This window comes from Acinetobacter sp. R933-2 (assembly GCF_030325485.1).
Classification (GTDB): Bacteria; Pseudomonadota; Gammaproteobacteria; order Pseudomonadales; family Moraxellaceae; genus Acinetobacter; species Acinetobacter sichuanensis.
The window spans coordinates 1-13,686 of record NZ_JACAIJ010000029.1; the positions used below are offsets into that span (position 1 = coordinate 1).

General features: G+C 36.2%; 9 protein-coding genes and 1 pseudogene. 1 reads left to right on the plus strand and 9 read right to left on the minus strand.

Annotated features, from left to right (window positions below):
- The first annotated feature begins 271 nt into the window (after positions 1 to 271).
- Positions 272 to 601 carry a DUF4236 domain-containing protein gene (locus HX005_RS18915; protein WP_031974808.1) on the plus strand — a complete coding sequence of 110 codons (330 nt, stop codon included), beginning with the start codon at positions 272 to 274 and terminating at the stop codon, positions 599 to 601.
- A 106-nt stretch (positions 602 to 707) separates the two neighbouring features.
- Here the strand turns inward: HX005_RS18915 and HX005_RS18920 are convergent, their stop codons facing one another.
- From HX005_RS18920 to HX005_RS18960, 9 genes and pseudogenes are all read right to left on the minus strand, one after another.
- Positions 708 to 1,355: a Fic/DOC family protein gene (locus HX005_RS18920; protein WP_000464611.1), complete on the minus strand. Its 648-nt coding sequence runs from the start codon at positions 1,353 to 1,355 to the stop codon at positions 708 to 710.
- A gap of 2 nt (positions 1,356 to 1,357) precedes the next feature.
- Positions 1,358 to 1,525 carry a hypothetical protein gene (locus HX005_RS18925; protein ID WP_195157022.1) on the minus strand — a complete coding sequence of 56 codons (168 nt, stop codon included), beginning with the start codon at positions 1,523 to 1,525 and terminating at the stop codon, positions 1,358 to 1,360.
- A 648-nt stretch (positions 1,526 to 2,173) separates the two neighbouring features.
- A complete protein-coding gene (locus HX005_RS18930) occupies positions 2,174 to 3,829 on the minus strand; it encodes an HNH endonuclease signature motif containing protein (RefSeq protein WP_031974807.1) in 1,656 nt (551 codons plus the stop codon).
- Positions 3,830 to 4,986: 1,157 nt separating this feature from the next.
- Positions 4,987 to 8,547 (minus strand): hypothetical protein, encoded by a 3,561-nt coding sequence (locus tag HX005_RS18935; RefSeq protein ID WP_031974806.1) that lies wholly within the window; start codon positions 8,545 to 8,547, stop codon positions 4,987 to 4,989.
- An 11-nt stretch (positions 8,548 to 8,558) separates the two neighbouring features.
- Entirely contained in the window at positions 8,559 to 10,925 is a 2,367-nt protein-coding gene (locus HX005_RS18940; protein ID WP_099518079.1) for a hypothetical protein, read from the minus strand.
- 4 nt (positions 10,926 to 10,929) lie between these two features.
- Positions 10,930 to 11,382 (minus strand): hypothetical protein, encoded by a 453-nt coding sequence (locus HX005_RS18945; protein ID WP_031974804.1) that lies wholly within the window; start codon positions 11,380 to 11,382, stop codon positions 10,930 to 10,932.
- A 321-nt stretch (positions 11,383 to 11,703) separates the two neighbouring features.
- Complete coding sequence (locus HX005_RS18950; protein ID WP_001085468.1) at positions 11,704 to 12,702, minus strand: ParB/RepB/Spo0J family partition protein; 999 nt, start codon at positions 12,700 to 12,702, stop codon at positions 11,704 to 11,706.
- Positions 12,702 to 13,319: an AAA family ATPase gene (locus HX005_RS18955; protein ID WP_000158575.1), complete on the minus strand. Its 618-nt coding sequence runs from the start codon at positions 13,317 to 13,319 to the stop codon at positions 12,702 to 12,704. Before HX005_RS18955 ends, HX005_RS18950 begins: the two co-directional genes overlap by 1 nt.
- A gap of 82 nt (positions 13,320 to 13,401) precedes the next feature.
- Positions 13,402 to 13,608 (minus strand): annotated as a pseudogene (locus tag HX005_RS18960) (hypothetical protein); the annotation flags it as partial.
- Positions 13,609 to 13,686: the final 78 nt, after the last annotated feature.

The following is a 13,686-nucleotide window of genomic DNA, read 5'->3' on the forward strand; positions in this document are numbered from 1 at the left end:
TTGAATGGGTTCATGTGCAGCTCCATCAGCAAAAGGGGATGATAAGTTTATCACCACCGACTATTTGCAACAGTGCCATAAATAGCAGCTTTAAGATTACCCTACAGCAAATATACAGTAAACATTTTTGACGGTATTTAAAGGTAGTATTGCAATCACCAGATAAAAAATATACTAGTATCCTGATGATAGCCGTCAAAGTACGATCTCTAGCAGATCATGGATCCTGGTATAGCGCGTGAATTGAGCTAAGTTTTAGAATGAGAGCAATATGGGTTTTAGATTTCGTAAAAGTATTAAATTATTCCCGGGTTTTAAAATTAATCTGACCCATAAAGGCATCAGCAGTGCCAGCATTGGCAAACCCGGTGCTTCTTTAAATATTGGTAAAAAAGGCACCCGAACCAGCGTGGGCATTCCCGGAACAGGACTTTCTTATTCCAAGCATCATCCTCATACAAACAGACCGAATACTCCACAGAACGCCTCTGAGCAACCACCGCCATTGAATAACCCAGGTATGCAGACATCCAGATCAACTGTCTGGCTCTGGATCGCTTTTGGGGTGTTGTGTTTTATTGTTGGAGCAATCGTCTTTTAGAGGCTTTACAATGATGTTTGATTTTTATCATGGAATCATTTGAAGTGTCAGCAGTAGGCCTGAAGAAACACCAAAATTGATGCTGAGTACGATATTGGTTAGGTGTTCAACTTACTTCTAATCTTTGAATATTAAGTTTAATCATTTTTTCAGTGAGCTTAAAGTTACCTTCTTTCCATCCTGCGATCACTGCTTGATTCATAGCATCTGAACTCACAGTGGTCCAATCGATCGTATAACCTAACTTAAATAGTATCTGGCCTAGCATGAAACGTTGTGAGCGACCATTACCTTCTCTAAATGGATGAATATAATTTAAAACAACAAAAAATCTGGCTAAAAAACTACAGACCAAATCTATATTTTCTTTATTATTAATCAAATGGTTAAAGTTATTATTGAGGCATGAAAACAGCAGATCTGATAAAGGAGCTATGCTATTGTAACGGAGAAAGATACATTCACCTTTATAGGTATTCACGCGTCTTAATTGGCCAGCCCATGGGTAGACATCCATAAATAATTGATGATGTATATTTTGTAAGTGCTGTAAATCAAAATTGCCTAGAAAAACAGAGATATTTTCCTGTAACCTTGTATTTTGTAAGGCACTTAGCGCTTTCTCTGCCTCATTCAGGTCTTTGGTATTAGAAATACCAAGATTGTTGATCAAAACACCATTTTCATCACAGAATGGATCATCATAAAAATCTTCTTCCGTCAGATAATAATGTAGTGCATCATCAAAAAACATTTTTATCGTACACGGTACATTTCAACGAGTGTATTTCTGGCTTGTTCAAATGTCTTAGAACCCGTCACATAGTCATTAATTGCTTGTAAGCCTTTATTATCTACAACCAAATTATCTACGGCAAATGAAGCTTTTACGATTTTAAAGGCTTCAGTACGGCTATTTCTCATACCAATAACTTTTTTCATAAAATTCTCGCTTCAAATGGATCATGCAGACTCTAAGGATATAACATTTTCATTGAGAAAAAAGAAGTTCCTATGAAGTTTTCACAATTATCTTAATAATTCACCTTGAATATAAAAATCCAAATTCTGTCTTTTTGATTATTTTCTATGTCATGTTATGTCATTGCTACTACGACTTATTTGCCACATAAATTGGGTGAAAAGTAAATGGAATTACTATGTTAACTAGAGTGGAACTCATTTTTGTGGTGCTGATGGTGTCAGGCTTAATCTTGATTGCTTATGAAATGCTAAAAGGTTTATTCTAGGGCATCTACACATGATTTTTGATCAAAAAAATACCCATAGAGGGAATCTATGGGCAAAACTAAGGATCTTGACGATCATTCAGAAACTACAGCTAGCTTCTAACTATGATTCTGCATTAGACTTCTTGCGTTAGTCAAATTTTAAGCAGCCAAAAGCTATATTTTATGAGGCTTTAGCCAATTCAAAAATTAGATAAAACTATACTTTCGCAAGAGGTCTACTGAATTAAAAAAACCACATTGGCAAAATAGATCAAAAGTTAAATCATGTGATTTATCATTAATTAACACACTTGAGAACACAAAAACATAGCCCTGCTGATTAATACAATAACTCACCAAACAAATCCGCTCTGATCTCTTCTAAGCTGAGATCTGATTTCATTCTATTACAGATTGGATGAACCAGCAGACCATTCTCTAGCACCCCTTGCCCACCAACGGCTTTGGCAATTTTATGATCCGATTCAGTAGAATCAAGATAGATTAATCCATCACAAATGAGGCAAAAGTTATGATTACCCACCAGAAAATTGTGCTTAAGTAAACTTTTGGTTAATGCTGAAAAGGATTTGGGCTTTGAGCGCGAGATTGGACTAATCGACTCCACATATCCCACCACATGCTTCACGACCGTATCATCATAATTCCCCAAAAATCTTTCAACATAAAACTCATTAAAGTTTATGTATTTGAAGGCCTTAGACATGGACAGAATAAATGTATTCAGGCATTCCTCATCATCAAAATCAACCTCCATTTCCAAACTTAAGCAAATAAAGGCTTTATAGACAATTTGTAGCCGATCATAGCCCTTGATACCACTGCCGAACTTGCCGACCGTTTCGGTGGTCGCCACGGGGAAATTGGCGATCAAGAACTCAATACTACGGCGTACCCGGGTGAAGTCCTTGAAACTAATCGTTCGATGATGAATCTGCATGCGACTTTCATGAATTTCAAACACAATTGAAAACCATGCTAGAAAGGAAGTAATTTGAAAACGCTGGTCCTTATAAAAATATAAGAACGGATGTAAGCCCAAACTCGGAACCCCAGTATTTTTTACAGGAGTGGCCATTCTGCAAAGGGCCGTAAACAGATGTGACATGATCTTTTCAACGCGTTCACCCTGATTCAGGCTCATGATATTATGAATCCGATCACCCGCGATGATATTCATGAGCTCATTGACCAAGCCAATTTTTTTGCCATGACTCATTTCAGTATCTAATAAGATGGTAGAGAAAAGCAGCTGATGGATCCTCTCCCCCAACTCGATGAGCGCATTTAAACGTGTATATTGAAGCTCTTCTAAATTGGATTTATTGTCATTGATATAACAACAAGCATAGATCGCATAATATGCATCACTTCCCCGACTTCTTAGATGATATTCCTCATATTTATCCAGGCGTTTAGTATCTGAGTTAATCGATTGGAATACGCGTCGTGCATCTTCTGGAGTACCAAGCACTTGCCGGAAACTGATTTTAATATCGTCTAATTTAGATTTTTGTTCTGCAAATTTAGGATCAATACAAATTTTTTGGAAGTCAGCCAGATCCCCTAAATGATTTCGCAGGTCACGAATATCTTCTTTTTGTTGATCGCTAAAATTAGGCGCTTGAGTGGCTTGTTCATCTGCAAAATATCTCTTGACCCACGCATAAATACTCGAAAGACGATGCGCCCCATCGATAATATAGATGTTGCCGTGTATATCTTTCCAATACAAGATACACAAATTGATATTTTGATCTTCTGTGCAATTCCCAATAAAGTTTGCAATTTCCCGCACACTCCAACATTCAGTAGAACGCTGGTTATCCGCTTTAAATAAACATTTGATGATGGCATGCTTTTCAAAATCAGTCAGTGCAACTTCAAAATTGTCTCGTTGCATTGATGGTGACATTTCTTCTGGCAACATGACTTTACGCTGAATGATATTCGTCAGTAATCGAGTTTGGCCCATTTTTTGTTTTCTCCAGGCAGCACTTCTCTATATTCGCTCAAATACGAAATTTGAAAGTGCATATCGTTCAATTTGGTTAAAGCGATGAATTAAATGACCGTCAATATCCGGTCAGCGCTAACAAAAGAAACGTAAGAGAAATGGGGATTTGAGATAATGAAATCTTCATGCTGAGTACCTGTAGTTTAGATTTTACTATCTACAACCATCTTTTTCCACGAGATGGAGGTAGACCAAACAGGGGTGGAAATACCGCACTACAGAAGACGGCCAGTCATCGACTGCCCTGCCTGGCCTACCATAATGGCAAGCTAAGCATAATAAGCACAAAAAAACCGCTTAAAGCAGTTTTAATGCTTCTGTAGTAATTTTCAGGTTTCCACGCCTGATTACAGATTTTACTGTAATGTAATTATCATATTTGTATCTTTTTCTTTGGTCAAACCAAATTAGACTTTTTTTAATCATTAATTCTATGAAAGGACCTCAATAAATTAAAATATTGAGCATTATTAAAACAAAAAATCAAATTCGCGGATTCCCAGGCCTTTGCTTGGCAAATCAGATTTTGACAAAGCAAAGGCCTGGGCCCCTTTTGAACCACTTATTAAGCTTAGGCTATTTTTAGAATATTTATGATTAGCAGTTTTAACTAAAGGCTAGAATAAGGAATTTTCATTTATGAGCATTAACTCATCAAAACAGATTAATTCAACTTAAATACAGTTTCTATCTTCAGCAATGTATAAAATTGATTAAAAATTATCAACATAATATGAAAAAACGTACTTTTTATTTGGTTAAAAAACCAAAAAAATCAACCCAAAATAGAGGGTTACATTATTTAAAACTGATTCTCCAATTAATTTAAAACAACACTCAATTTCATATTAAATCGCTTTTAATTTATTATTTTATTAACAACAAAAGGTATTATTTATATCAATAATATTTCAATTAATTTTAACGTAGCGTGATTATTGTCTTGCGTCTCAACAATGCTGTTTTTTAGGCTAAAAAACACTCAAAAAGCCTAAAACCCGGGGTTGGATTTTCACCCTTAATTACCCAGTTTTTGAGCGATAAAAACTCACTTTTCTGCAAAAATATGCTAAAAAAAACTAAGCTGTAAAATCAACAAAAATATCCATCTGATTTCAATGTGTTTTTTTTGATGAATTTCCGTTGATATCGTCAACCTCTGATAGAACCTCTAGGCACTCTTTCATCTTGTAAAAGACGCTTTGCAACAGCATCTTTTGAATAAAATTATTATCTTTTTTATTCCATATTTTATATTTTTTTATTTTCACCTCGCCCTTTTTTACATTATTAAATTCACCCGTATTATATTCATCCCATTCAAAATTATCTGAATATTTTAAAAAATTATCTGAATCTTTTGAATAAATTTTATTAATAAAATCTAAGAATCTTTGATAGTCAATCAAGTCATTTTCAGATGATGCCTTAAAATTCAAAATAGGACGATCTTTTTCAAGTGAAATTTTATTTTCTAAACAATAAAAAAAATGTTTAAGATCATTCTGGGTTACATTTTTATTTAAGTTAAAAGGTTTCTCAATCTCATAGTGATTAGACCATGTCACCATTTTCTTCCAAGTAAAACCGATAAGATCCTCATGATTAGCATCATTTTTGACGTGACTTGTATAGAGAGAAAACGGCTGGCTGATCGATTGAATGAATTTCAATACTTCAGGATCGATCGTTGCTTTTTCTTTTTTTTCCCGCCACTTCCGGTATTCGTCTAGAAACGTTTCACGGTATAAAAATACGTCCTGTTGTTGAGGCTGCTTCTGCTTTTTCTTGCTCTTTAATGCAGCAGTTTGAGAATTATTTTCTGTGTGTGAATGAATCTTCTTCATCAATTTTAAAATATCTGTTTCATTCGACTGAAATTTAACCTTGAAATCGCGATGCATCAACTGACTATCGCCTAATAATGCCTTGATCAATTGAGGTGAATATTCACGGTTTGCTTGATAAAACATGTCAGCAATCAGGATATTCAGATGATGCAGATAATGTCTTGCAGTGATCCGAATGTCTTCATGCCCCATCAGATGCGCAAGTCGAGACCAGGCTTGGGCACTACGCGATGAAGCATCCTTCATATTGGGTAAAATGTGCTTTTTAAGCTTACGCCCAAACTCGGAATCATAGTCAGTAAAACAACGTACCAGTGCTATGCTGCCTTTTAAAAGGATAGCCAAATGTGAAGCGGTACTATGCCTGAAAGCGTGAAAGGTATATTGATGATCGTTTGTCCCTAATACAGTATTAAACAGCAACTGGGTAATTTTTGATAAATTTGTACTGGATAAAGGTTGTTCACCCAGCATAAAGAGCTGTTTGATTTTTCTATTGCAGACTGCTGCAGTCGCTTTAGAGCCAGGTAACTGGTTTTGATAAAAGCGACAAAATCCTGTGAACTCGTCCGGTGCTAAAAAATAAGCTAAATCAAACTGACGCGTGGCATTATCACTTTTCAGATCACGCTCAGAATTTAGACGAATCCTAAGGGTGAGATCATCAATATCACCCATTGTTTTTCTCATTTTATGGTGAGATCGATCGTCTTTCTGCTGATCTAAAGCGGATTCAAACACATAATAGAGCTGTCGATTGTCAGGATGTTTTCGTAACTGCGGAGATACAAAATCATCGATACAGATCCCGGCAGCTTCATCAATACGCAAGCCCAGTCTAAATGCCAATGTATAGACCCATTCTAGACAGGTTGCATCCTGCTCAGTCAGACCCAAAGCTTCTGGGTATTCTCTAAGAATCCGTATCATCAATTGAAACATCTGCGGACTAATGAGTCTGGTTTTTAAAAATAAACCGTCACTTTGACGTTCATATAAATATTGCACAATCGGTGCACGATGATTCTTGACTAAGTATTGGTGAAAGGCTTTCAGCCGATCAAAGGCATAACCCGAGGTATTGTATTTTTTATTGTTGTTGGTTTGTGCGGTCGTTTTATGATTTTTCTGATCATTCAGCAGTTTTTCTTCAACAATCGTGCGATACATTTCCTCAAACTGCTCTTCAGTGGCTGTATCTAGATTGATCTGCTGTTCTAGAACATAACAAAGTAGGTCAAGCACAAAACTACTATAGTAACGCTTGATTGTTGAGACTTTAATCGCTGCTTTCCCATGATAAGCAAATTCGTTTTCTAACCACTGACACACGCGTAAATGTGCAATAGCCACTACATAATCTAGGTACTCGCCATTTCCAGCCTCATACGCAGATTTATAGTCCTCAGATTTTTGGATGCTTTCTTGGAGTTGATCCGCAAGCTGTTTGGGTTTGATATCCTGATGAAAAGATAAAAGCCAGGATTTCAGCTCATGACGTTGACCGGTTCGTCGATCATGAAATGTTTTGACTGTAACTGTAGGCATCTCCAAGTCTAAGACTTGAGGCTTTTTTTCAAGATTTTTGATTCTAGCTTGAATAGTTTTCCAGCAATCGGGTTGATCATAGAGCTGTGTATACTGCTCATAGATTAAAGGCGAAGTGATGATCTGATTGTTCAGTACACTGGTACTTAAAACATCCAGATTAGGAATCTCTTGCCACAAGACATAATCCATATGCTTAAAAATGGCAAAACCGGTCTTTTCCAAGCCTTTTAAAAATAGCTTCACGTGATTAAGCTGTGTAAATGGCTGCTGATCCTCACGTGCTTTTCTAGAGTCCCCCTCCTCCGCCATATTCAGTACAATGTTTAAATGGATTTTAAGTTTTTCTAGCAGTAAGGCTTCAGGCTGATTCCCCGTTTCAATTTCACTCTGTTCTTTTTCCCAGCACAGCAATGGCGAAGTGCTTTGTAATTGATGCCCTTGCGATCTATTGATTAGCTCCTGAATCCGTCGATAACATAGCATCACAAAGGCATTGAAATAGATATGCTGAGTTTGCCATAACTCCGTCTCTTCTTCGCCATCCTGACGATAGATGTTGCCATACTTTGTCGAGGGCAACGTGTATGAAAAGACATAAGCTTTTTGAACCTTTTCGTCACCTGAATAGATCGGAAGCAAGCCACTATCCAGGTTCATATGAAAAATCGCATCATGAATGGCTATCAGTCGTTCAGGTTGCATGCATCCCTGATCAAAAATTAATGAAATACACAGACATTCAAACAAGGTATTCACTAATTTTTGTTGCTCTTTAGCCGTAGAGTATAAGAAGATACCTTGAGTTTGTTGTTTGAGATAATCCGCCCAATTCACATACAGTTTTTCTTTTACCTCGACGAGCATAGTACCCTGCTGTAACTTTCGTCCTGAAAAAACGTTGTCTAGACGTTTAGGTGTGTAGACTATCCAATCGGGCAACTTAATCTCATAGCTCTCGGCATAGGAAGGGTAATCCTTTTGCCACTGCTGGTTTTTCTCGTTACAAATCCGTTTCACTTGTTTAAAACAGAATTGAAGGTAATCTGCAGCATTGCCCTTAAATTTGGATATTTGGCAGAGCTGCTCTAAAACTGCTCTATAGAGAGTAAACTTGTCCAGAATTTGCTGATCAAGCCACTTAAAATCAATTTGAGCAAGGTCAGAATTTACATCTGTGTATGTAGCAGTGATCAGCTGAGAAATTTCCTTAAAAATGTCACCGATTTCTCTTTTAATGGCATTTTCTAATTGCGTAACAAGTGATGTATCAAGCACAAGATGGTCCTTTAAAGCACTTCAAGCTTTGCGATTTCTAGTTTGTTGAGCAAGCTTTTAACTTGTTGCTGAATGTCGTGTTTGTAGAGATAAGGGCTTAATCCAGAAATGTGACTGAATCCCATGCTCTGCTTATCATGGGTATATAGCGTATTGTGAATGTCACCACTCAGGGCGAGATGATTTTTAGTGAAATGCCTTGGCCAGTTTTTATAAATCTGTACAGTCTCTTTAAGGTAATTCGTGACAAAATCAGCAGACATGGGCTGTAACTCCAAATGCTCCACGACTTCAGCAAGATTCACCTGACCTTTTTGGGACTTGATCCGAGGATGTGAGATGACATAGAGCATAAAACCATCGTTTTCCAATTGCGCTTGCAAACTTTTTATCCCGAGTGATTCGATGGTTTTCGTCAGATATTTTCGATATGCATTGAAATGATCCTGCCAGTAGCCTGTAACAGGAACAGGACGTCCTACTTTTCGTGAATCAGTTTTTTTATCATGCACGTAAAGCAGTTGTGCCTTAGGATCATAATGTTTCAGTAACCCCGGCATGCCGACTATTGGACGCACCGTCAGGCAGATTAAGGAAAGATGCCACATCCAAATGCTGTAAGCATTCAGCTTCTCGATCAGATTCGCTTGAGTATTGGCTAATGTGTTTTTGACAAAATGATAAAGCTGATTAAAAAATTTACTCGCGGCCTCTACAGTCCAGCATCGCTGACTGCCGATACGTTCCTCACGATGAAAAATATGACCAGGGTGTTCATCCTCAATCCATGGTTCACCTTTTCTACGGTCTAATAGAACATTAATATAGCCTTGAAAATGCTGGTCGATTTGATCGATCTGACGCCCTTCATAGTTCCATTGCACGATATGACGGCTATCTCTGTTGGCCAGCAAGTGTGCGACCAGGTTATCATCCGTCTCCATATCCATATAAAAATAGATTTGCCGCTCTAACATACCACAGGTGATTTCGCCAATTGCATGCTCTTTAAAAATTTCCCGCAAAAAATTATTGTACTCAATCACACAAAATTCAGGTTCCTCTAAAGCCTCTAAACTGGTGATCCAGGGTGCTGGCATGCGCCATTCCAGGGTTAAGGCCCGATTATAACGCTGTGCTTTATCTTGCATGGCACCGGAATGATTGGCATTCAACTTAGGATCGATCACCCAATAATAATGGATGACTTTTTTGACTGATTTTTTTTTAATTCTACCAATATCAATCAAATACTTGATCTTTTGAAAGACCGTTGGACTCAGACCGGTCAAGAGACACATCAGACCACACACAGCTAAAGCCGATTGATATGCATCATTTCTCTTATTTTCTTGATAACACTTCTGCAATCGCTGATATACCTCAGTTAATAAACTGGGTTTCAGATAAAGCGGATTAGTTTTACAGGCTAAGTCACGTCGCTGAATTCTCTTAGCTTGCTTTTCGAGCTGTTTCTGTTTGTCATCAGAGAAACTCCCCTTCACCCGCTTGGCGATCTCATCCTGTTCAGGATCGACAAGATTGGCCTCTGTATCCTGTCCAGTATCCTCATTCTCTACATCCAACGATGATGTGCCTGAATCAGATTTATAGGTCATGCCCTTTTTAATATCGTTAATTAAAGCCTGAACATTAATTACTGTTGAATTTAATCTACTATTGGCAATCTCGTTGAAAACAATAATAAATTGTTGAATATAACGGCCAAGATTAAGCTGTTCAAAATCATTTTTTATTGTTTTACGCTCTAAAAGAATTTTTAACTCGTTGGCATCAAATTCATCCATAGCTTGGAGTTTGCGTGTAACTTTTTTATACAACAGTTTATTTTTCTCAGTATTCGATAACTGCTTTTGCAAAAGAAGTTTTAAATTATAAGATACTGTGTTGATTTTATTGTTGTTTTTACAATTATTTAGAATAACCTGTTTTTCATCCTTTTCATCCTTTTCATCCTTTTCATCCTTTTCATCCTTTTCATCCTTTTCATCCTTTTCATCCTTTTCATCCCTTGTAATCTGAGGCTCTAACAAGATGATTTCCTTCAGTATTTCACACAAGGCTGCAGTACAAAGATAGGAATAGATGAATACTGCTTTTTGTTGGTCGCTTAGTTCTCCTATAGATGCACTTTTAGCCCATTGCGTTAACCCTGCTAATAATTTCTGTTGTGTCACTATCCGATTATTTTTAATCACCACATGTATTTTGTGAGCAGCAGCATACAGTTCCTGTGCCTGCTGATCTTGCGCCAAGAGCTGAGTCAAAATTTGTTTTTTTACACTCAGGGGTTGATTGACCCATTCTTCCAATAGTTTAATTTGCTTGTCAGCTGACAATTCATCAGTTTGGCTCATAAAGCTACCATAATTTTTCAGGGTAAAAATTGATATTCAGGTTTCGTTCGAACTTGAGCTTCAAGTCTTTATTCAGGCCAAAGTATTTTTTATAAGTGTTTGCACTCAATTGAACACAACGCTGCGGATTTTTTCCCACCTTCATATACCGTGATAATGGCAAACCTAAGGTATCGGACAATTGAGTAAAAAAACATGTAAATAGAACAGCATGTACCTCTTTATGTTTGTGCTTTGGAACCTGTTCCAAATCTAAAGAAATTTTATGGATTAACCATTTTAGAATTTCAAATTCATCAACACCTTTATGGGATTTTTCACCCTTGTTAAGAATTCTTTTGATATAAGCATCCAGCTTGTTTTTAAGATTCAAGATAAAATGTCGAATAAAATCTGGTAAATCTAATATCAAAACTGCACTTAACTTGGTCAGGACTTCAAGTGATTTTTTTTGCATTTCCAATTTTTTTCTATCGTAACCATCTCAGCTGATACTGGCTGTATAAACTCAATACTGTTGAAATGGCTAATTTTTAAATTTACAACTTAGGCTCAACAGAATCTGTTAAGCCTAAAAAGGCAGATCATGAAGATAAAAATATTGTTGATTCTGATATGGATGAAATTTTAGATCCATCAGAAGATCAGTTACCGTTCTGGTAAGCATTTTTCCCTTTAACACTTTTTAATTCAATATGTATGATAAATAGCAGTACCCAATATTTAAAAAAATATTGGATACTCAATTATAAATTTCCACAGTGGAAATTTATAATTTTTATGGGTGGTCATCTAAACCGGCAAGAAATTCTTCTAACTTTTCAATCTTTTCTTGATTAAATTCAGCATTTAAACTGGTGCGAATATTTAGGACTGTTTTCCCATTGAGACTTTTCTCGATCTTAATCGAACCAAATTTAAGACCATTTTTATTTTTTAAGATCATTTTGTTTACTAGAGAGGCATTTTCGATGCTTTGATCTTGTTTTTTAGCTGTCTCTTGTACCGTTAGTGCTTTTTCTATTTGATAAATGAATTTTTTTGATGGACGATTTGTTTCTGTAAATTCATTTAGGTACTTTTTCCATATGGTTAACGTGGTATCTTCAACTAGTTGATGGTTAAACTTTAAAACCAGTTTATTTAATTCAGTTAACAATTGTTGTGCGGTTGCACCTGAAATCGCTTTGGGGTGGATTTTTAGATCTTCTTTTATATAGTTTGGCAGTTTATAAAAGCTCATTAATCTAAAGTATTTAGATTGATCTAATTGATATTTTTGAGTAATAAATTCTATATTTTGTATAGTATAACCAAACTCATCGCAGTGTTTTTGTATAGCATTGACTAATTCAAAATCACTAAGATTTGACCGATGTAAATTGTCAATCAATGAAATTAAAGCTGTCTTTTCTGTAGATTTATCATCTCGAATAATTGCACGAATAGTCTTATGTTTTAATACATCACGAACAGCTCGAAACCTTTTTTCTCCACCAACAAGCTCATATGTTTCTTCTTTTTTGATCACAACAATCGGATAAATTTGCCCATTCGTTTCAATACTTTTGGCAAGCTTTTCAACATCTTGTAAAACTTTGTCTGTAATAATGCGAGGTTGATGCTCTGAGAAGTCAATAAGCTCTATAGGTAGATCAACAATATTATTTTCAGTCGATGATACCAATGCAACTTTGCCTGTTCCTGCTGCATTAATAAATGCTTGTTCCATTTCAAAGGCATCATCAAAATCGACAATGAGTGGTTTTTTCGCCATTACAGGATCTCCACCAAAAATTCATTTAATTCATCTTTTGCTTTACTACTACCCATTTCTAATACTGATTTTCCTTCGATCATTGCATCGCGAAATTGTTTGCGATCACGCACAATGGTATTTAGTGTTTTCACAGACTTGACTTGTTGTAGCAACTCTAAAGCAGCATCAATTTCTGTAGATTTGGTATTGGTTGGTGCTTTATTTAAGACTACAAAAGTTTCTAATTTCTTATTTACTTGCTTAGCAGCATTTACCAATCTAAGCACAAATGGCAGCACTTCGATATCTGTTTGACTAGGTTGCGTTGGAATAATAAGAACATCTGCTATTAATAATGCTGAACGAAACTCAGCTGAATCACGTCCTGCAACATCCAATACAATATATTTATTATTATTTTTTAACTGTTGTAGTTCTTCTTTTAAATTATCTTTGAGCGAAATGGTTGTAATCGAGTCTTGTGTTCTACGTTTACTCCATTTTATAGAGGATTGTTGATCATCTCCATCTACAAGAATAGTCTGACCTTTTTTGCTCAGAGCAACAGCTAAATTGGTTGAGAGTGTGGTCTTTCCAACGCCACCTTTCTGATTGGCAATTACGTATATTGTCATGGATTAAATATATAAAAATTAAATTTATATTAGCATAATTTTAAAAATTAAAAAAATATTTTTAATTTTCCACAGTGGAAATTTAAAAAACTAAAAGCCTTTTTTTTCTTTTGTGTAGTCCCGGCATTTGATGGATCGGATCAATCTTAAAAAGTTCAGGTTCATCTATCCACTGTTTGCAGATGAATTCGTAGGGAGTCAGGCCCCTGAGTGTTTTGAGTCTGCGGTCGAAGTTGTATGTAGCAATAAAATCAGCAAGGTGAATGCATAGCTGAGTGTGATCGTCGTAAGGCTTTGTTGCACAAACCTATCTGTAAAGGGTTTTTCAGCGATATAATTTTCAAATGAAGAAGCCTACACACAAAAT

What these genes read in the sequence shown, in the direction of transcription:
- HX005_RS18945 (WP_031974804.1), bottom strand. Translation starts at nt 11,382, where the DNA reads ATGCAAAAAAAATCACTTGAAGTCCTGACCAAGTTAAGTGCAGTTTTG.
- HX005_RS18940 (WP_099518079.1), bottom strand. Translation starts at nt 10,925, where the DNA reads ATGAGCCAAACTGATGAATTGTCAGCTGACAAGCAAATTAAACTATTG.
- HX005_RS18920 (WP_000464611.1), bottom strand. Translation starts at nt 1,355, where the DNA reads ATGTTTTTTGATGATGCACTACATTATTATCTGACGGAAGAAGATTTT.
- HX005_RS18915 (WP_031974808.1), top strand. Translation starts at nt 272, where the DNA reads ATGGGTTTTAGATTTCGTAAAAGTATTAAATTATTCCCGGGTTTTAAA.
- HX005_RS18950 (WP_001085468.1), bottom strand. Translation starts at nt 12,702, where the DNA reads ATGGCGAAAAAACCACTCATTGTCGATTTTGATGATGCCTTTGAAATG.
- HX005_RS18955 (WP_000158575.1), bottom strand. Translation starts at nt 13,319, where the DNA reads ATGACAATATACGTAATTGCCAATCAGAAAGGTGGCGTTGGAAAGACC.
- HX005_RS18930 (WP_031974807.1), bottom strand. Translation starts at nt 3,829, where the DNA reads ATGGGCCAAACTCGATTACTGACGAATATCATTCAGCGTAAAGTCATG.
- HX005_RS18925 (WP_195157022.1), bottom strand. Translation starts at nt 1,525, where the DNA reads ATGAGAAATAGCCGTACTGAAGCCTTTAAAATCGTAAAAGCTTCATTT.